Origin of the sequence: Streptococcus sp. M334, from assembly GCF_000187745.1 — a bacterium.
Taxonomy (GTDB): Bacteria; Bacillota; Bacilli; order Lactobacillales; family Streptococcaceae; genus Streptococcus.
On the sequence record NZ_GL732491.1, the window covers coordinates 46,322 to 66,890 of the forward strand.

Genomic DNA, 20,569 nt, shown 5'->3' on the forward strand with positions numbered 1-20,569 from the left:
TACGAATAAAGAAGTATGAAAGTAAATCCAAATTATCTCGGTCGTTTGTTTACTGAGAATGAATTAACTAAAGAGGAGCGTCAGTTGGCGGAGAAAATTCCAGCAATAAGAAAGGAGAAGGGGAAATTGTTCTGCCAACGTTGTAATAGTCTTATTCTAGAAGAATGGTATTTGCCCATAGGTGCTTACTATTGTCGGGAGTGCTTAATTATGAAGCGAGTCAGGAGTGATCAAGCTTTATACTATTTTCCACAGGAGGATTTTCCGAAGCAAGATGTTCTTAAATGGTGTGGTCAATTAACTCCCTTTCAAGAAAAAGTGTCAGAGGGATTGATTCAAGCAGTAGACAATCAGGAACCAACCTTAGTTCATGCAGTGACAGGAGCTGGAAAGACAGAAATGATTTACCAAGTTGTGGCCAAAGTGATTGATGAAGGTGGTGCAGTTTGTTTGGCCAGCCCTAGAGTCGATGTGTGTTTGGAGCTATACAAGCGCCTGCAACAGGATTTTGCTTGCGAGATAGCTTTGCTACACGGAGAATCAGAGCTGTATTTTCGAACACCACTAGTTGTTGCAACAACCCATCAGTTACTGAAGTTTTATCATGCTTTTGATTTGCTGATAGTGGATGAAGTAGATGCTTTTCCTTATGTTGATAATCTTACGCTTTACCATGCTGTCAAGAATAGTGTAAAGGAGAATGGACTGAGAATCTTTTTAACAGCGACTTCTACTGATGAGTTAGATAGGAAGGTCCGTTTAGGAGAATTAAAACGATTGAGCTTGCCTAGACGATTTCATGGAAATCCGTTGATTATTCCAAAACTAGTTTGGTTATCGGATTTTAATCGCTACTTAGATAAGAATCGTTTGTCACCAAAGTTAAATTCCTATATTGAAAAGCAGAGAAAGACAGGTTATCCGTTACTCATTTTTGCATCAGAAATTAAGAAAGGGGAGCAGTTAAAAGAAATCTTACAGGAGCAATTTCCAAATGAGAAAATTGGCTTTGTATCTTCTGTAACAGAGGATCGATTAGAGCAGGTACAAGCTTTTCGAGATGGAGAACTGACAATACTGATCAGTACGACGATATTGGAGCGTGGAGTTACTTTCCCTTGTGTGGACGTTTTTGTAGTAGAGGCCAATCATCGTCTGTTTACCAAGTCTAGCTTGATTCAGATTGGTGGACGAGTTGGACGAAGCATGGATAGACCGACAGGAGATTTGCTTTTCTTCCATGATGGGATAAATGATGCAATCAAGAAGGCAATTAAGGAAATTAAGCAGATGAACAAGGAGGCGGGTCTATGAAGTGCTTGTTATGTGGGCAGACTATGAAGTTTTTTTTAACTTTCAGTAGCCTCTTACTTCTGAAGAATGCTGACTCTTGTCTTTGTTCAGACTGTGATTCTACTTTCGAGAGAATTGGAGAAGAGTACTGTCCAAACTGTATGAAAACAGGCTTGTCAACAAAGTGTCAAGATTGTCAATTTTGGTGTAAAGAAGGAATTAAGGTCAGTCATAGAGCGATTTTTACTTACAATCAAGCTATGAAGGATTTTTTCAGTCGGTATAAGTTTGATGGGGACTTTCTTTTAAGAAAAGTGTTCGCTTCATTTTTAAGTAGGGAGTTGAAAAAATACAAAGAGTACCAATTTGTCGTCATTCCCCTAAGTCCTGAAAGATTGCTTGAGAGGGGATTTAACCAGGTTGAAGGTTTAGTTGAAGCAGCAGGATTCTCTTTTCAAGATTTACTAGAGAAGAGAGAAGAGCGGGCCAGTTCTTCTAAAAATCGTTCAGAACGCTTGGCAACAGAACCTCCTTTCTTTATTAAAAATGGAGCCACTATTCCTAAAAAAATCCTACTTATAGATGATATTTATACTACTGGAACAACTATAAATCGTGTGAAGAGACTACTGGAAGAAGCTGGTGCTGAGGATGTAAAAACATTTTCCCTTGTAAGATGAGGAAAAAATTTGCAAAAATAAAATGAAAGCGTTATAATGAAATCAGAAAAACAAAAATGTTTAGAAAGAAGGTACTCATATGATTAAATATAGTATCCGTGGTGAAAACCTAGAAGTAACAGAAGCAATTCGTGATTATGTAGTTTCTAAACTCGAAAAGATCGAAAAGTATTTTCAAGCTGAACAAGAGTTGGATGCTCGAGTTAACTTGAAGGTGTATCGTGAAAAAACTGCTAAAGTGGAAGTAACGATTCCGCTTGGCTCAATTACTCTTCGTGCAGAAGATGTGTCTCAAGATATGTATGGTTCAATTGACCTTGTAACTGATAAAATTGAACGTCAGATTCGTAAAAATAAAACAAAAATCGAGCGTAAAAATAAAAACAAGGTAGCAACTAGTCAATTATTTACAGATGCATTGGTGGAAGATCCAAATGTTGTCCAGTCTAGAGTTGTTCGTTCAAAACAAATTGATTTAAAACCAATGGATTTGGAAGAAGCTATTCTACAGATGGATTTGTTGGGACATGATTTCTTTATCTATGTGGATGTTGAAGATCAGACAACCAATGTGATTTATCGTCGTGAGGATGGCGAGATTGGCTTGTTAGAAGTTAAAGAATCTTAATTTCAATATGTGTAAAGGTAGGTTTACTGAATTGTAAACCTCCTTTTTCTTACAATGGATGGAATTACTGATTACACTTTTAAAAAGTCGCTTTTTGGTGGTTATTATGGTATAATGGGTGCCAAGAGGTTTGGAATGAAAAAATTTTATGTAAGTCCTATTTTTCCCTTAATATTAGGAATAGTGGCGTTCGGAGTGCTATCTGTGCAACTTGTTTTTGTAACGAATACACTGGTAACGCTATTTCTTTTGCTACTTATTTTGGGTTCATATATTTTACTATTCATCCATCAGAGAGACTACTACTCAAGGAGTGAGGTAGAACAAATCCAGTATGTAAACCACCAAGCTGAAGAAAGTTTGACAACCTTGTTAGAACAGATGCCTGTTGGAGTTATTAAGTTAGACTTGTCGTCAGGTGAAGTTGAATGGTTTAATCCTTATGCTGAATTGATTTTGACTAATGAAGTGGGCGAGATTGATGTGGCATTAATTCAAACAATTATCAAGGCATCGGTAGGAAATCCGGGATCCTATGCCACCTTGGGTGAGACTCGCTATTCGGTTCATATGGACAAGGTATCTGGAGTTCTTTACTTCTTTGATGTGTCTGGAGAATATGAAGCGAATGTTGAGTTAGTAACGAGTCGACCTGTGATTGGAATCGTCTCTGTTGACAACTACGATGATTTAGAAGATGAAACATCAGAGTCTGATATCAGTCATATCAATAGTTTTGTAGCCAATTTTGTTTCAGAATTTGCTGGTAAACATGCCATGTTCTCCCGTCGAGTGAGTATGGACCGCTTTTATCTATTTACGGACTACACGGTACTTGAGGGATTGATGAATGATAAATTTTCTGTTATCGATGCTTTCAGAGAAGAGTCGAAACAGAGACAGTTGCCCTTGACCTTAAGTATGGGATTTTCTTATGGTGATGGAAATCATGATGAGATAGGGAAAGTTGCATTGCTCAACTTGAACTTGGCTGAAGTGCGTGGTGGTGACCAAGTGGTTGTCAAGGAGAATGACGAAACTAAAAATCCAGTTTATTTTGGTGGTGGATCTGCTGCCTCAATCAAACGTACACGGACTCGTACGCGTGCTATGATGACGGCTATTTCAGATAAGATTCGTAGTGTGGATCAGGTTTTTGTAGTTGGTCACAAAAATCTGGATATGGATGCTTTGGGCTCTGCTGTAGGTATGCAGTTATTTGCCAGTAATGTGACTGAAAATAGCTATGCTCTTTATGACGAAGAACAAATGTCGCCGGATATTGAACGAGCTGTTTCATTCTTAGAAAAAGAAGGAGTTACGAAGTTGTTGTCTGTTAAGGATGCAATGGGGATGGTGACCAATCGTTCTTTGTTGATTCTTGTAGACCATTCAAAGACAGCCTTAACATTATCAAAAGAATTTTATGATTTGTTTACCCAAACTATTGTTATTGACCATCATAGAAGGGATCAGGATTTCCCAGATAATGCAGTTATTACTTATATCGAAAGTGGTGCAAGCAGTGCCAGTGAGTTGGTAACGGAATTGATTCAGTTCCAGAATTCTAAGAAAAATCGTTTGAGTCGTATGCAAGCAAGTGTTTTAATGGCTGGTATGATGTTGGATACTAAAAATTTCACCTCAAGAGTGACTAGTCGGACATTTGATGTTGCTAGCTATCTCAGAACGAGAGGAAGTGATAGTATTGCTATCCAAGAAATCGCTGCGACAGATTTTGAAGAATATCGCGAGGTCAATGAACTGATTTTACAGGGGCGTAAATTAGGTTCAGATGTATTGATAGCAGAGGCTACGGACTCGAAATGCTATGATACAGTTGTTATTAGTAAGGCAGCAGATGCCATGTTAGCTATGTCAGGTATTGAAGCGAGTTTTGTTCTTGCGAAAAATACACAAGGCTTTATATCCATCTCAGCTCGGAGTCGTAGTAAACTGAATGTACAACGGATTATGGAAGAGCTGGGAGGTGGAGGCCACTTTAATTTGGCAGCAGCTCAAATTAAGGATTTAACCTTGTCAAAAGCAGGTGAAAAACTGACAGAAATTGTATTAAATGAAATAAAGGAGAAAGAAGAATGAAAGTAATCTTTTTAGCAGATGTTAAAGGAAAAGGTAAAAAAGGCGAAATTAAGGAAGTACCAACAGGGTATGCGCAAAACTTTCTTATCAAAAAGAATCTAGCAAAAGAAGCGACTGCTCAAGCTGTAGGTGAACTTCGTGGTAAACAAAAATCTGAAGAAAAAGCTCACGCTGAGATGATTGCAGAAGCAAAAGCAATTAAAGCCCAACTTGAAGCAGAAGAAACGGTTGTAGAATTTGTTGAAAAAGTTGGTCCAGATGGCCGTACCTTTGGATCTATTACGAATAAGAAGATTGCAGAAGAATTGCAAAAGCAATTTGGAATTAAGATTGATAAACGTCATATTCAAGTACAAGCTCCGATTCGAGCGGTTGGTTTGATTGATGTACCAGTGAAAATCTATCAAGATATCACAAGTGTAATCAATCTTCGTGTGAAAGAAGGGTAAGTTTACACCTTCTTGACAAGATTGTAAAAGGAAGGGAAGTCTGATGGCAGAAGTAGAAGAGTTACGAGTACAACCTCAAGATATCTTAGCTGAGCAATCCGTTTTAGGGGCTATCTTTATTGACGAGAGTAAGCTTGTTTTTGTTCGAGAATATATTGAGTCTCGGGACTTTTTTAAGTATGCCCATCGTTTGATTTTCCAAGCCATGGTAGATTTATCCGATCGTGGCGATGCTATAGATGCAACAACGGTTCGTACCATTCTTGACAATCAAGGTGATTTGCAGAATATTGGTGGCCTGTCTTACTTGGTTGAGATTGTCAATTCTGTGCCAACTTCTGCTAACGCGGAGTATTATGCTAAGATTGTTGCAGAAAAGGCTATGTTACGGCGCTTAATCGCCAAGCTGACAGTGTCTGTCAATCAAGCTTACGAGGCTTCGCAACCAGCTGATGAAATCATTGCTCAGGCAGAAAAAGGACTGATTGATGTCAGTGAAAATGCTAATCGAAGTGGATTTAAGAATATTCGAGATGTGTTGAATGTCAACTTTGGAAATCTGGAGGCTCGCTCTCAACAAACGACAGATATTACAGGGATTGCGACAGGTTATCGTGATTTAGATCATATGACGACGGGTCTTCATGAGGAGGAGTTGATTATCTTAGCAGCTCGTCCGGCGGTTGGTAAGACAGCTTTTGCCTTGAATATTGCTCAGAATATTGGGACTAAGTTGGACAAAACAGTTGCTATCTTTTCGCTCGAGATGGGTGCAGAAAGTCTAGTAGACCGTATGTTAGCTGCAGAAGGTTTGGTAGAGTCTCACTCTATCCGTACGGGTCAATTGACCGATGAGGAATGGCAAAAGTATACCATTGCTCAAGGCAATTTGGCTAACGCAAGTATCTATATTGATGATACGCCAGGGATTCGGATTACAGAGATTCGTTCTCGTTCTCGTAAACTGGCTCAAGAAACTGGAAATCTTGGTTTGATTTTGATAGATTACTTGCAATTGATTACAGGTACAGGCCGAGAAAATCGTCAACAAGAAGTTTCAGAAATTTCACGTCAGTTGAAAATTTTAGCAAAAGAACTGAAAGTTCCAGTAATCGCTCTAAGTCAGCTTTCTCGTGGTGTAGAACAACGTCAGGATAAGCGACCAGTCTTGTCAGATATTCGTGAATCTGGGTCTATTGAGCAGGACGCTGATATCGTAGCCTTTCTTTATCGCGACGACTACTATGAGCGTGGTGGTGAAGAAGAGGAAGGCATACCAAATAATAAGGTAGAAGTTATTATCGAGAAAAACCGCAGTGGAGCTCGTGGAACGGTGGAATTAATTTTCCAAAAAGAATACAATAAATTTTCAAGTATCTCAAAGAGGGAGGCATAAGATGTCAGATGCATTTACAGATGTAGCCAAGATGAAAAAAATCAAAGAAGAAATCAAGGCACATGAGGGACAAGTCGTAGAAATGACTTTGGAGAATGGTCGTAAGCGCCAAAAAAATAGATTGGGTAAGCTAATTGAAGTTTATCCATCCCTATTTATCGTTGAATTTGGAAATGTTGAAGGAGATAAACAAGCTAATGTTTTCGTTGAATCCTTTACTTATTCAGATATTCTTACAGAAAAGAATTTGATTCATTATCTTGACTAAAGTGAGAAATTTTCTCACTTTTTCTTTTTTCTCCGAATAGTTTAGGTGAAGGCAATCTTCGATTTATATTATTTTCAAGGAGGAAGAATGAAAGTTTTACCATTCAAAGTAACAGAGATAAGGTTTTCTTTTAGAAAATCAGTTAAAAAGGTTGTTCCTTTTTTAGTAGTAGGATTGATGCTAGCAGGGGGTGATAGTGTATATGCCTATTCCGGAGGAAATGGATCGATTGCACGTGGGGATGATTATCCTGCTCATTATAAAAATGGGAGCCAGGAGATTGATAAGTGGCGCATGTATTCTCGTCAGTGTACTTCTTTTGCAGCCTTTCGTTTGAGTAATGTCAATGGTTTTGAGATTCCGGCAGCTTATGGAAATGCGAATGAATGGGGCTATCGTGCTCGTCGTGAAGGATATCGTGTAGACAATACACCAGCTATTGGCTCCATTGCTTGGTCTACTGCAGGGACTTATGGTCATGTTGCTTGGGTGTCAAATGTAATGGGAGATCAGATTGAGATTGAAGAATACAACTATGGAATAAGGGAATCTTATAACAAGCGTGTTGTGAAGACGAATACTATGACTGGTTTTATTCATTTTAAAGATTTATCTGGTGGCAGTGTTGGGCACAGTCAATCCTCGGCTTCAACAGGAGGAACACATTATTTTAAGACCAAATCTGCTATCAAAAATCAGCCTCTAGCTAGTGCAACTGCGATTGATTACTATTATCCTGGGGAGAATGTTCATTATGATCAAATTCTCGAAAAAGATGGATACAAGTGGTTGAGTTATACAGCTTATAATGGAAGCCGTCGCTATGTTCAGTTGGAGGCTGTGAATACAAATCCTCTTGATTCTCACGTTCTAAATGATTCTCGTATCTCTTCCACAGGAGGAACACATTTTTTTAAGGCTAAATCTGCTATCAAGACTCAGCCCCTAGCTAGCGCAACTGTGATTGATTACTATTATTCTGGGGAGAATGTTCATTATGATCAAATTCTTGAAAAAGATGGATACAAGTGGTTGAGTTATATATCTTATAGTGGAAGTCGTCGCTATATCCAGCTAGAGGGGGTGACTTCTTCACAGAATTATCAGAATTAATCAGGAAATAGCTCTAGCTATGGATCCAATAGTAGTTTAACTGTTGGTTGGAAGAAAATAAATGATAGTTGGTATCATTTCAAATCAAATGGGTCTAAATCAACGGGATGGCTGAAAGACGGTTCTAACTGGTATTATTTGAAATCGTCAGGCGAAATGCAGACAGGCTGGTTACAGGAGAAAGGATTTTGGTATTATCTAGATGACTCAGGAGCAATGAAAACGGGCTGGTATCAAGTATCTGGTAAGTGGTATTATTCTTACTCTTCAGGTGAGCTAGCTGTTAATACAATAGTGGACGGTTATACTGTAAATCATAACGGTGAGTGGGTTTAATTTTAAGTAATTGAATCTGAACAGGAGAGAAATCTCCTGTTTTTTTGTTTAAACTAGAGTTTTTATGAAGAGTTAAGATATCTGAATTGGATTCGAAACTATAATTTACTATAGAAAATGAAAGTGATGAAAAGAAAGAAAAAAGAAAGCTAGTAAAACATGCGTTACTTTCTTGAAGTTTTTTATAGCCTTGAAATACAACATATTAATAATAAAGTATACATAATATGACATATTTCTTGATTTCACTCAAAGAAGGGTTTATAATGTACATAAGTATGATTCTCAAAAAGAGGTACACAAGATGAACAAAAAGAAAATGATTCTAACCAGTTTGGCTAGTGTGGCTGTTTTAGGTGCTACATTTGTTGCATCTCAACCGTCAGTTGTGAAAGCTGATGACAAACCTACAGCTGCTCAACCTACTGGAGAAACTAAGCCTACACCTGCGGCTGAAACACCAAAAACTGAGGTTGAAAAAGCCAAGGAAGCTGAAAAAGAAGCTAACGCTAAAGTTGATGAAGCTCAATCTAAAGTAGATAGAACAACTACTACAGCAACTGATGCAGCTACTAAACTTGAAACAGAGAAAAAAGAATCTGCTGAGGCTGATGCTGCAAAAACTAAAGCTGAAGAAGCTAAGAAAACAGCTGACGATGAATTAGCTGATGCTAAAGCTAAAGCAGCTGAAGCTGACGCTAAAGCAAAAGAAGAAGCCGCAAAAGAAGAAGCTGCAGCAAAAGAAGAAGCTGAAGCTAAAGAAGGTTTAACCGAAGCTTTGAAACAAATTCCTGATAACGAATTGCTTGATAAAAAAGCAAAAGAAGAATTATTAAAGGCTGTTGAATCTGGTGAATTAAATGCTTCTGATATTCTTGCTGAGTTAGCAGATGATGCTGAAAAAGCACAAGATACTAATCCAACAATCAAAACAGAAACTCCTGTATCTAAGGATAAGCTTCCTGAAGAGGTGCAAGCGGGAATTGAAGAAGGTGAAGCAGCGGATGCTGCTCGTCCTGAATCAGAAAAATTGCAAGACAAGGCTGATGATTTAACTGAAACAATTGAAAACTTAACGGATGATGCTGAGCAATTAAAAGCTGATGCTGAAAAGAAAGCTGAAACACTAAAAAAACAGGAAGATACTTTAAAAGAAGCAAAAGAAGCTCTTAAATCCGCTAAAGATAATGGATTTGCTGAAGATATCACAGCACCGTTAGAAAAAGCTGTAACTGCGATTGAAAAAGAACGTGATACTGCGAAGTCTGAATTTGATGAAGCTGATGAAAAAATTCAAGCTGCTGCAGCTGAAATTCAAGATTTAACTGAAAAACGTGATAATCTTCTTGAAGAAGTAAAAAAAGCAGAAGCAAAAGAAGCTGCAGAACCAGCTAAACCAGCAGAAGAAACTCCAGAGGAAGAAGCAGAACCAACAGAAGCTGAAAAAGCTGCTAAAGCTAAAGCAGAGGCTGATGCTAAAGTTGCTGAATTAGAGAAGAAAGTTGCTGAAGAAGCTAAAAAAGTAGAAGAAGCTACGACTAAAGCTAAAAAAGAAGCTGCTGATGTAACTGTTGCTGAGACTGTAAAAGCAGAAGCAGACAAAGCTAAAGCTGATGCAGAAGCTGAATTAGCTAAGGCTAAAGAAGAAGCAGCTAAAGCAAAAGCTAAAGTTGAAGAAGAAGTTAAAAAAGAAGAAGACGCTAAAAAAGAAGAAGCAGATAACTTAGAAGCTTTGAAAGGTGCTTTAGAGCAACTTGAAAAAAAAGCTGAAGATAAAGTCAACAAGGATGCTAGCATCAAGCCAGAAGATAAAGCGAAAGCTATCGAAGAAGCAAAAGCTGAAATCGGTAAAGAAGCTTTATTAAAAGCGATTGAAGATGGAGTTCTTACAGCTACTCAAGCTATAGATGAATTCCTCAACGATGCCAACACAAAAGATAAAGCTCCTGAAGCTTATAAAACTAAAGAATTAACTGCTGACGAAACTAAAAAAATTGAAGAAGCTGCTAAAAAAGAAGCTTCTAAACCAATTGTTAAAAAACTTACAGACATTGCTGATGATTTAGCTGAAAAAATTAAAAAATTAACTAAAGAAGCTGAGGCAGATAAAGCTAATGCTGCTGAAAAAGCTAAGGTAGTAGAAGAGAAAAATGCTACATTAGAGAAACAAAAAGAAACTTTAGAAAAAGCTAAAACTGCTCTTGAAACTGCTAAGAAAAACAATGCGGATCAAGCTATCCAAGATGGATTGCAAGATGCTGTAACTAAACTAGAAGCTTCAGTTGCTTCTGCTAACGTAGCTGCGGATGAAGCTAAAGCCGATTTCGACGAAGTGAATGAAGCAGTTCAAGAGGGTGACGATGCAATTGCCAAACTAACTGATGCTTACAACGCAACTGTAGGTTACATCGAAAACTTAAAAGAAGTTCCTAAGGGTGAAGAGCCGAAAGACTTCAGTGGTGGTGTAAATCCTAGTGATGCACTTTCTGATGATGCTAAACAACCTGACCAAGTTCCAAGTGCTCCTAACGCTCCTGAATTCAATGGTGGTGTGAATCCTAGTGATTCTCCTTCTGGAAATAATGGCTCTGATTTCAATGGTGGGGTAAATGATGCAACAGCTCCTACTGTAGCCGATGCTCCTGAGCATACTGGTCCGCTAGCTACTGATATTCCAGTTTCTGAGAATGGAGAAGCTGTAGATGCTCCTAAAGCAGATACTCCTGACTATAAAGGCCCACTAGCTACTAATACTCCTGTAAATGAAAACGGAGAAGCTGTGGAAGCTCTTAAAGCAGAGATTCCTGAGTATACTGGACCTTTATCTACAAATGGTGAAGACCTTGTAGTGAACAATGTTCCAGCATACGGAGAAACAGGCGCACCAGCAATTAACGAAGTTCCAGCATATGCAGAAACAGGTGCACCAGCAATTAACGAAATTCCAGCGTATGCAGAAACAGGTGCACCAGCAATTAATGAAGTTCCAGAATATACTCTTACAACAGCAGGTACTAACAAGGATAATACTTATCAAGCACCAGCAGCAAAAGTAGAAGATAAAAAAGAACTTCCAAATACTGGTGGTAAAGATAATGTTGCAGTTGCATCATTAGGATTCCTTGGATTGTTCCTTGGTGCTATTCCATTTGTGAAACGTAAAAACTAATTCATTTCGTAGTTTGCAAGAGAAGGAATAATTTCCTTCTCTTTTGTATATTATCTTAGTTTCTCTCAGGGAATTCTTCCCAATGGTATTTTTTTGTGCTTTCCTTTATAATGGGTGTATGGATAAGAAAAAATTGTTATTGATTGATGGGTCTTCTGTTGCTTTTCGGGCGTTTTTTGCGCTCTATCAGCAGTTGGACCGTTTTAAGAATGCGGCTGGTTTACATACCAATGCGATTTATGGCTTTCAGTTGATGTTGAGCCATTTATTGGAGCGGGTGGAGCCGAGTCATATTTTGGTGGCTTTTGATGCGGGAAAGACGACCTTCCGTACAGAGATGTATGCGGACTATAAGGGTGGTCGGGCCAAGACTCCTGATGAGTTTCGTGAGCAATTTCCTTTCATTCGTGAATTGCTGGATCATATGGGGATTTGTCACTATGAGCTGGCTCAGTATGAGGCGGATGACATCATTGGGACGCTGGATAAGCTAGCAGAGCAGGATGGTTTTGATATTACCATTGTCAGTGGGGACAAGGACTTGATTCAGCTGACGGATGAGCATACGGTGGTTGAAATTTCTAAGAAAGGTGTGGCTGAGTTTGAGGCCTTTACGCCAGACTATCTCATGGAAAAGATGGGCATCACACCGACTCAGTTTATCGATCTTAAGGCGCTCATGGGTGATAAGTCGGATAATATCCCTGGGGTGACCAAAATCGGTGAAAAGACGGGTATCAAGCTCTTGCTGGAGCATGGCTCACTCGAGGGGATTTATGAGAATATCGATGGGATGAAGGCTTCTAAGATGAAGGAAAATCTCATCCATGATAAGGAACAGGCCTTTTTGTCAAAAACACTGGCGACCATTGATACCAAGGCACCGATTGAGATTGGTTTGGAGGATTTGGTCTATAGTGGTCCAGATGTAGAAAATCTCGGGAAATTCTACGATGAGATGGGCTTCAAACAGCTCAAGCAGGCTTTAAATGTGTCGTCAGCTGATGTTGCTGAGAGTTTGGACTTTACTATTGTTGACCAAGTCTGTCAAGACATGCTGAATGAAGAATCTATCTTCCATTTTGAGCTTTTTGGTGAGAATTACCATACGGCTGATTTGGTTGGTTTTGCTTGGTCTTGTGGAGATAAGCTCTATGCCACAGACAAGCTTGAGCTGTTGCAAGAGCCGATTTTCAAGGATTTCTTAGAAAAAACACCTTTGAGAGTTTATGATTTTAAAAAAGCTAAAGTTCTCTTGCATCGTTTTGGTCTGGATTTGCAGGCGCCTGCTTTTGATAGCCGTTTGGCTAAATACCTCCTTTCGACTGTGGAGGACAATGAAATTGCGACCATCGCTAGTCTTTATGGTCAGACTTATTTGGTTGATGATGAGACTTTCTATGGTAAGGGTGTCAAGAAGGCCCTTCCTGAACGCGAGAAATTCTTGGAGCATTTAGCTCGTAAGCTTGCTGTTTTGGTCGAAACAGAGCCTATTTTGCTTGAAAAACTCAGCGAAAATGGTCAGTTAGAGCTTCTTTATGATATGGAGCAACCTCTGGCTTTTGTCCTTGCCAAGATGGAAATTGCTGGGATTACGGTTAAGAAAGAGACCTTGCTTGAGATGCAGGCTGAAAATGAGCTTGTCATTGAAAAACTGACTCAAGAGATTTACGAGTTGGCTGGTGAGGAGTTTAATATCAACTCGCCTAAGCAGTTGGGCGTGCTTCTCTTTGAAAAATTGGGACTTCCTCTAGAATATACTAAGAAAACCAAGACAGGTTATTCGACAGCGGTGGATGTGTTAGAGCGCCTTGCTCCTATTGCTCCTATTGTTAAGAAAATCCTAGATTACCGTCAGATTGCTAAGATTCAATCGACTTATGTGATTGGCTTGCAGGACTGGATTTTAGCTGATGGCAAGATTCATACTCGCTATGTGCAGGATTTGACCCAGACAGGTCGTCTGTCTAGTGTGGATCCCAACTTGCAAAATATTCCTGTGCGTTTGGAACAAGGTCGCCTCATTCGTAAGGCTTTTGTGCCAGAGTGGGAGGATAGTGTCCTTCTCAGCTCCGACTATTCACAGATTGAATTACGCGTTTTGGCACATATCTCCAAAGATGAACACTTGATTAAGGCTTTCCAAGAGGGGGCAGATATCCATACTTCGACAGCCATGCGGGTCTTTGGCATTGAACGTCCTGAGGATGTGACTGCAAATGATCGTCGCAATGCCAAGGCGGTTAACTTTGGAGTGGTTTACGGGATTTCAGATTTTGGCTTGTCTAATAATTTGGGTATTAGTCGTAAGGAGGCCAAGTCCTATATTGATACCTACTTTGAACGCTTCCCAGGTATTAAAAACTACATGGATGAAGTGGTGCGTGAGGCGCGTGATAAGGGCTATGTAGAGACCCTCTTCAAGCGTCGTCGTGAGTTGCCAGATATCAATTCGCGTAACTTCAATATTCGTGGTTTTGCAGAGCGGACGGCTATCAACTCTCCTATCCAGGGTTCGGCGGCAGATATTCTCAAGATTGCCATGATTCAGCTAGATAAAGCCTTGGTTGCAGGTGGTTATCAGACTAAGATGCTGTTACAAGTGCACGATGAAATTGTCCTTGAAGTTCCTAAATCTGAACTGGCAGAGATGAAAAAATTGGTCAAACAAACCATGGAAGAAGCTATTCAACTCAGTGTTCCCCTGATTGCGGATGAGAATGAGGGAGCAACCTGGTACGAGGCTAAATAAAAAAGCTATGTAGAGTTTGAAGCACTTGTTTTCAAACTCTTTTTCATGTTTTTCTGTAAGCAGTTTCCTTGACATTTTTTTTGTTTTGCGCTACCATATGTCCATATAATATATGGGAGTCTGTGTACAGTCTGAGAGGAAGTGTTAAACTTCGACCGCACCTGATCTGGGTAATGCCAGCGTAGGGAACGATACTTAGTCTATTCTGCACCTTTTCCATATATGGTAAAGGTTTTTCTGTAAGCAGTTTCCTTGACATTTTTTTTGTTTTGCGCTATCATATGTCCATATAATATATGGGAGTCTGTGTACAGTCTGAGAGGAAGTGTTAAACTTCGACCGCACCTGATCTGGGTAATGCCAGCGTAGGGAACGTTACTTAGTCTATTCTGCGCCTTTTCCATATATGGTAAAGGTTTTTCTTTTTATAAAGAGGAAAACGAGAAGAGGAGGTTGTTATGAAAGCAAGCATTGCCTTGCAAATTTTACCCCTATCACAGGGGATTGATCGAATTGCTGTTATCGATCAAGTCATTGCCTATCTGCAAGCTCAAGAAGTGACTATGGTAGTGACACCATTTGAAACGGTCTTAGAAGGGGAGTTTGATGAGCTCATGCGTATTCTCAAAGAAGCGCTGGAAGTGGCAGGGCAGGAGGCAGATAATGTCTTTGCCAATGTCAAAATAAATGTAGGAGAGATTTTAAGTATTGATGAGAAACTTGAAAAGTATACTGAGACGACACATTAGTCTATTGGGCTTTCTAGGAGTCTTGTCAATCTGGCAGTTAGCAGGTTTTCTTAAACTTCTCCCCAAGTTTATCCTGCCGACACCTCTTGAAATCCTCCAGTCTTTTGTGCGAGATAGAGAATTTCTCTGGCACCATAGCTGGGCGACCTTGAGAGTGGCTTTGCTAGGTCTAATTTTGGGAGTCTTGATTGCCTGTCTCATGGCTGTGCTCATGGATAGTTTGACTTGGCTTAACGACCTGATTTACCCTATGATGGTGGTTGTTCAGACCATTCCGACTATTGCCATAGCTCCTATCCTGGTCTTGTGGCTCGGTTATGGGATTTTACCCAAGATTGTCTTGATTATCTTGACGACTACCTTTCCTATTATCGTCAGCATTTTGGACGGTTTTAGGCATTGTGACAAGGATATGCTGACCTTGTTTAGTCTGATGCGGGCCAAGCCTTGGCAAATCCTGTGGCATTTTAAAATCCCAGTCAGCTTGCCCTACTTTTATGCAGGACTGAGGGTCAGTGTCTCCTACGCCTTTATCACAACAGTGGTATCTGAGTGGTTGGGAGGCTTTGAAGGACTGGGTGTCTACATGATTCAGTCCAAGAAACTGTTTCAGTATGATACTATGTTTGCTATTATTATTCTGGTATCGATTATCAGCCTTCTGGGTATGAAGTTGGTCGATATTAGTGAAAAATATGTTATTAAATGGAAACGTTCATAGAATTAGAATGTTTCAAAAAAGAAAAGAGGAAATCAAAATGAAAAAAACATGGAAAGTGTTTTTAACGCTTGTGACAGCTCTTGTAGCTGTTGTGCTTGTGGCCTGTGGTCAAGGAACTGCTTCTAAGAACAACAAAGAGGCAGAACTCAAGAAAATTGACTTTATCCTAGACTGGACGCCAAATACCAACCACACAGGACTTTATGTTGCCAAGGAAAAAGGTTATTTCAAAGAAGCTGGAGTGGATGTTGACTTGAAATTGCCACCAGAAGAAAGTTCTTCTGACTTGGTTATCAATGGTAAGGCACCATTTGCAGTGTATTTCCAAGACTATATGGCTAAGAAATTGGAAAAAGGCGCAGGAATCACTGCCGTTGCAGCTATTGTTGAGCACAATACATCAGGAATTATCTCTCGTAAATCTGACAATGTAGCTAGTCCAAAAGACTTGGTTGGTAAGAAATACGGAACATGGAATGACCCAACTGAACTTGCTATGTTGAAAACCTTGGTAGAATCTCAAGGTGGAGACTTTGAGAAGGTTGAAAAAGTACCAAATAACGACTCAAACTCAATCACACCGATTGCTAATGGAGTCTTTGACACTGCTTGGATCTACTACGGATGGGATGGAATCCTTGCTAAATCTCAAGGCGTGGAGGCTAACTTCATGTACTTGAAAGACTACGTCAAGGAGTTTGACTACTATTCACCAGTAATCATCGCAAACAATGACTATTTGAAAGACAACAAAGAAGAAGCTCGCAAAGTTATCCAAGCTATCAAAAAAGGCTACCAATATGCTATGGAGCATCCAGAAGAAGCAGCTGACATTCTCATCAAGAATGCACCTGAGCTTCAGGAAAAACGTGATTTTGTCATCGAATCTCAAAAATACTTGTCAAAAGAATACGCAAGCGACAAGGAAAAATGGGGTCAATTTGACGCAGCTCGCTGGAATGCCTTCTACAAATGGGATAAAGAAAATGGTATCCTAAAAGAAGACTTGACAGACAAAGGCTTCACCAACGAATTTGTGAAATAATGACAGAAATTAGACTAGAGCACGTCAGTTATGCCTATGGTCAAGAGAGGATTTTAGAGGATATCAACCTGCAGGTGACTTCAGGTGAAGTGGTTTCCATCCTAGGCCCAAGTGGTGTTGGTAAGACTACGCTTTTCAACTTAATTGCGGGGATTTTAGAAGTTCAGTCAGGGCGAATTGTCCTTGATGGTGAAGAAAATCCCAAGGGGCGCGTGAGTTATATGTTGCAAAAGGATCTACTCTTGGAGCACAAGACGGTGCTTGGCAATATCATCCTGCCCCTCTTGATTCAAAAAGTGGATAAGGCTGAAGCTATTGCTCGCGCGGATGAAATTCTTGCGACCTTCCAGTTGACAGCTGTACGGGACAAGTATCCTCATGAACTTAGTGGTGGGATGCGCCAGCGTGTAGCCTTACTCCGAACCTACCTTTTCGGGCACAAGCTTTTTCTCTTGGATGAGGCTTTTAGCGCCTTGGATGAGATGACTAAGATGGAACTCCACGCTTGGTACCTTGAGATTCACAAGCAGTTGCAGCTAACAACCTTGATCATCACGCATAGTATCGAGGAGGCCCTCAGTCTTAGCGACCGCATCTATATCTTGAAAAATCGCCCTGGGCAGATTGTTTCAGAAATTAAACTAGATTGGTCTGAAGATGAGGACAAGGAAGTCCAAAAGATTGCCTACAAACGTCAAATCTTGGCAGAATTAGGCTTAGATAAGTAGAAAAATAGGGAGTTGGTGAAGATTATCCTTTACCAGCGCCCTTTTTCTTTTAAAAATGAGAAAATTTCGGTATAATAGTCAAAGATAGTCAAGGTTTAAAGAGAGAGGTGGGTTTGTAATGAGATTTAAAAATACATCGGATCATATTGAGGCCTACATCAAGGCGATTTTAGATCAATCTGGTATTGTGGAGTTGCAACGGAGTCAGTTGGCAGATACCTTCCAGGTTGTTCCTAGTCAGATCAACTATGTGATCAAGACACGCTTTACGGAAAGTAGAGGCTACTTGGTTGAAAGTAAGCGTGGTGGTGGTGGCTACATTCGTATAGGACGGATTGAGTTTTCTAGTCATCATGAAATGCTCAGGGAGCTGCTTTACTCGATTGGTGAGCGGGTCAGTCAAGAAATTTATGAGGATATTCTCCAGCTTTTGGTTGAGCAGGAATTGATGACCAAGCAGGAGATGGATTTGCTGATGACAGTAGCTTTGGATCGCGTTCTAGGAGAAGAAGCTCCAGTTGTTCGTGCAAACATGCTACGACAGGTCATACAAGAGGTAGATAGAAAAGGGAAGTAAGATGAATTATTCAAAAGCATTGAATGAATGTATCGAAAGTGCCTACATGGTTGCTGGCCATTTTGGAGCTCGTTACCTAGAGTCTTGGCATTTGTTGATTGCTATGTCTAATCACAGTTATAGTGTGGCAGGGGCGACTTTAAATGATTATCCATATGAGATGGACCGTTTAGAAGAGGTGGCTTTGGAACTGACTGAAACGGACTATAGCCAGGATGAAACCTTTATGGAATTGCCGTTTTCTCATCGTTTGCAGGTTCTTTTTGATGAAGCGGAATATGTGGCGTCAGTGGTTCATGCTAAGGTGCTGGGGACAGAGCATGTCCTCTATGCGATTTTGCATGATGGCAATGCCTTGGCGACTCGTATCTTGGAGAGGGCTGGTTTTTCTTATGAAGACAAGAAAGATCAGGTTAAGATTGCAGCCCTTCGTCGAAATTTAGAAGAACGAGCAGGCTGGAATCGTGAAGATCTTAAAGCTTTACGCCAACGCCATCGTACCGTAGCTGACAAGCAAAATTCTATGGCTAATATGATGGGAATGCCCCAGACTCCAAGTGGTGGACTCGAGGACTATACGCATGATTTGACAGAGCAAGCTCGTTCAGGCAAGTTAGAACCAGTCATCGGTCGGGATAAGGAAATCTCGCGTATGATTCAAATCTTGAGCCGTAAGACCAAGAACAATCCTGTCTTGGTTGGAGATGCTGGTGTCGGGAAAACTGCTTTGGCACTTGGTTTGGCACAGCGTATTGCGAGTGGGGATGTGCCTGTGGAAATGGCTAAGATGCGCGTGTTAGAGCTTGATTTGATGAATGTCGTTGCAGGGACACGTTTCCGTGGTGACTTTGAAGAACGCATGAACAATATCATCAAGGATATTGAAGAAGATGGCCAAGTCATCCTCTTTATCGATGAACTTCACACTATCATGGGTTCTGGGAGTGGGATTGACTCAACTCTAGATGCGGCCAATATCTTGAAACCAGCCTTGGCGCGTGGAACTTTGAGGACGGTTGGTGCGACAACTCAGGAAGAGTACCAAAAGCACATTGAAAAAGACGCAGCTCTTTCTCGTCGTTTCGCCAAAGTGACGATTGAAGAGCCAAGTGTTGCAGACAGCATGACCATTTTGCAAGGTTTGAAGGCGACTTATGAGAAACATCACCGTGTGCAAATTACAGATGAAGCAGTTGAAACAGCCGTCAAGATGGCTCATCGTTACTTAACCAGTCGTCACTTGCCAGACTCTGCTATCGATCTCTTGGACGAAGCAGCGGCAACAGTGCAAAATAAGGCAAAGCATGTAAAAGTAGATGATTCAGGTTTGAGTCCAGCTGACAAAGCCTTGATGGATGGCAAGTGGAAACAGGCAGCCCAGCTAATCGCAAAAGAAGAGGAAGTGCCTGTCTATAAAGACTTGGTAACAGAGTCTGATATTTTGACCACCTTGAGTCGTTTGTCAGGTATTCCAGTCCAAAAACTGACTCAGACTGATGCTAAGAAATACTTAAACTTGGAAGCTGAACTGCACAAACGTGTCATCGGTCAAGATCAAGCAGTTTCCAGTATTAGTCGTGCGATTCGCCGCAATCAGTCAGGGATTCGCAGTCACAAGCGTCCGATTGGTTCCTTTATGTTCTTAGGGCCTACAGGTGTTGGGAAGACCGAATTGGCCAAAGCTTTGGCAGAAGTTCTCTTTGATGATGAATCAGCCCTTATCCGCTTTGATATGAGTGAGTATATGGAGAAATTCGCAGCCAGCCGTCTCAACGGAGCTCCTCCGGGCTATGTGGGCTACGAAGAAGGTGGAGAGTTGACAGAGAAGGTTCGTAACAAACCCTATTCCGTTCTCCTCTTTGACGAAGTAGAGAAGGCCCACCCAGACATCTTTAATGTTCTCTTGCAGGTCTTGGATGACGGTGTCTTGACAGATAGTAAGGGACGCAAGGTTGACTTTTCAAATACCATTATCATCATGACGTCAAATCTTGGTGCGACAGCCCTTCGTGATGACAAGACCGTCGGTTTTGGAGCTAAGGATATTCGTTTTGATCAGGAGAATATGGAAAAACGCATGTTTGAAGAGCTGAAAAAGGCTTATAGACCTGAGTTTATTAACCGTATTGATGAGAAGGTGGTCTTCCATAGCCTATCTAGCGACAATATGCAGGAAGTAGTGAAGATTATGGTCAAACCTTTAGTGGCAAGTTTGGCTGAAAAAGGTATTGACTTGAAATTACAAGCTTCAGCACTGAAATTGTTGGCCAATCAAGGATATGACCCAGAGATGGGAGCTCGTCCACTTCGTAGAATCCTGCAAACAGAAGTGGAAGACAAGCTAGCAGAACTTCTTCTCAAGGGAGAATTAATTGCAGGTAAGACACTTAAGATTGGTGTCAAAGAAGGCCAGATAAAATTTGATATTGCATAAAAATGGAGAATCAGGATTAATCTTGATTCTCTTTTTTATAAAAAATAATAAAAAACTATTGACAAAATAAAAATATAGTTTATAATAAAAACATAGATAGCGAAAATATCAAAAAATATAAAAAGGCT

General features: G+C 40.3%; 15 protein-coding genes, 1 pseudogene and 2 riboswitches. All 16 genes and pseudogenes read left to right on the top strand.

The features are described from left to right. Window positions 1-15 precede the first annotated feature (15 nt). The 16 genes and pseudogenes from HMPREF0851_RS13285 to HMPREF0851_RS13360 all read left to right on the top strand — a co-directional run bounded on the left by HMPREF0851_RS13285 (window position 16) and on the right by HMPREF0851_RS13360 (window position 20,441). Complete coding sequence (locus HMPREF0851_RS13285) at window positions 16-1,314, top strand: DEAD/DEAH box helicase (protein WP_000867724.1); 1,299 nt, start codon at window positions 16-18, stop codon at window positions 1,312-1,314. After that, on the top strand, window positions 1,311-1,973 hold the full coding sequence (locus HMPREF0851_RS13290; RefSeq protein ID WP_000649960.1) for a ComF family protein: 663 nt from the start codon (window positions 1,311-1,313) through the stop codon (window positions 1,971-1,973). The genes HMPREF0851_RS13285 and HMPREF0851_RS13290 overlap by 4 nt, the downstream gene beginning before the upstream one ends. 79 nt (window positions 1,974-2,052) lie before the next feature. Then, on the top strand, window positions 2,053-2,601 hold the full coding sequence (hpf, locus tag HMPREF0851_RS13295) for a ribosome hibernation-promoting factor, HPF/YfiA family (protein WP_000599100.1): 549 nt from the start codon (window positions 2,053-2,055) through the stop codon (window positions 2,599-2,601). A gap of 135 nt (window positions 2,602-2,736) precedes the next feature. Next, complete coding sequence (locus HMPREF0851_RS13300; RefSeq protein ID WP_000715139.1) at window positions 2,737-4,704, top strand: DHH family phosphoesterase; 1,968 nt, start codon at window positions 2,737-2,739, stop codon at window positions 4,702-4,704. Beyond that, window positions 4,701-5,153: a 50S ribosomal protein L9 gene (gene rplI / locus HMPREF0851_RS13305; protein WP_000864214.1), complete on the top strand. Its 453-nt coding sequence runs from the start codon at window positions 4,701-4,703 to the stop codon at window positions 5,151-5,153. The genes HMPREF0851_RS13300 and rplI overlap by 4 nt, the downstream gene beginning before the upstream one ends. A 43-nt stretch (window positions 5,154-5,196) precedes the next feature. Beyond that, on the top strand, window positions 5,197-6,549 hold the full coding sequence (gene dnaB, locus HMPREF0851_RS13310; RefSeq protein WP_000852496.1) for a replicative DNA helicase: 1,353 nt from the start codon (window positions 5,197-5,199) through the stop codon (window positions 6,547-6,549). Window position 6,550: 1 nt separating this feature from the next. After that, on the top strand, window positions 6,551-6,817 hold the full coding sequence (locus tag HMPREF0851_RS13315; protein WP_001278168.1) for a Veg family protein: 267 nt from the start codon (window positions 6,551-6,553) through the stop codon (window positions 6,815-6,817). A gap of 87 nt (window positions 6,818-6,904) precedes the next feature. Then, window positions 6,905-8,266 (top strand): annotated as a pseudogene (gene cbpD, locus HMPREF0851_RS13320) (choline binding-anchored murein hydrolase CbpD). 304 nt (window positions 8,267-8,570) lie between these two features. Then, window positions 8,571-11,435, top strand: a complete 2,865-nt coding sequence (locus tag HMPREF0851_RS13325; protein WP_001035393.1) for an SIALI-17 repeat-containing surface protein — start codon at window positions 8,571-8,573, stop codon at window positions 11,433-11,435. A 118-nt stretch (window positions 11,436-11,553) separates the two neighbouring features. Beyond that, window positions 11,554-14,187 carry a DNA polymerase I gene (gene polA, locus HMPREF0851_RS13330; RefSeq protein WP_025169900.1) on the top strand — a complete coding sequence of 878 codons (2,634 nt, stop codon included), beginning with the start codon at window positions 11,554-11,556 and terminating at the stop codon, window positions 14,185-14,187. A gap of 102 nt (window positions 14,188-14,289) precedes the next feature. Next, window positions 14,290-14,392, top strand: a riboswitch (TPP riboswitch). Window positions 14,393-14,473: 81 nt separating this feature from the next. After that, a riboswitch (TPP riboswitch) is annotated at window positions 14,474-14,576 on the top strand. A 69-nt stretch (window positions 14,577-14,645) separates the two neighbouring features. Continuing rightward, on the top strand, window positions 14,646-14,936 hold the full coding sequence (locus HMPREF0851_RS13335; protein WP_000647655.1) for an MTH1187 family thiamine-binding protein: 291 nt from the start codon (window positions 14,646-14,648) through the stop codon (window positions 14,934-14,936). After that, window positions 14,899-15,657, top strand: a complete 759-nt coding sequence (locus HMPREF0851_RS13340) for an ABC transporter permease (RefSeq protein ID WP_001245134.1) — start codon at window positions 14,899-14,901, stop codon at window positions 15,655-15,657. Before HMPREF0851_RS13335 ends, HMPREF0851_RS13340 begins: the two co-directional genes overlap by 38 nt. Before the next feature lie 37 nt (window positions 15,658-15,694). Further along, window positions 15,695-16,702 (top strand): ABC transporter substrate-binding protein, encoded by a 1,008-nt coding sequence (locus HMPREF0851_RS13345; protein WP_000754555.1) that lies wholly within the window; start codon window positions 15,695-15,697, stop codon window positions 16,700-16,702. Continuing rightward, entirely contained in the window at window positions 16,702-17,430 is a 729-nt protein-coding gene (locus tag HMPREF0851_RS13350) for an ABC transporter ATP-binding protein (protein ID WP_000136220.1), read from the top strand. Before HMPREF0851_RS13345 ends, HMPREF0851_RS13350 begins: the two co-directional genes overlap by 1 nt. 118 nt (window positions 17,431-17,548) lie before the next feature. Continuing rightward, window positions 17,549-18,007 (top strand): CtsR family transcriptional regulator, encoded by a 459-nt coding sequence (locus HMPREF0851_RS13355; RefSeq protein ID WP_001211271.1) that lies wholly within the window; start codon window positions 17,549-17,551, stop codon window positions 18,005-18,007. Between the two features lies 1 nt (window position 18,008). Beyond that, the gene (locus HMPREF0851_RS13360) at window positions 18,009-20,441 is read left to right on the top strand and encodes an ATP-dependent Clp protease ATP-binding subunit (RefSeq protein WP_001109658.1); all 2,433 of its coding nucleotides are present in this window, start codon (window positions 18,009-18,011) and stop codon (window positions 20,439-20,441) included. Window positions 20,442-20,569 lie beyond the last annotated feature (128 nt).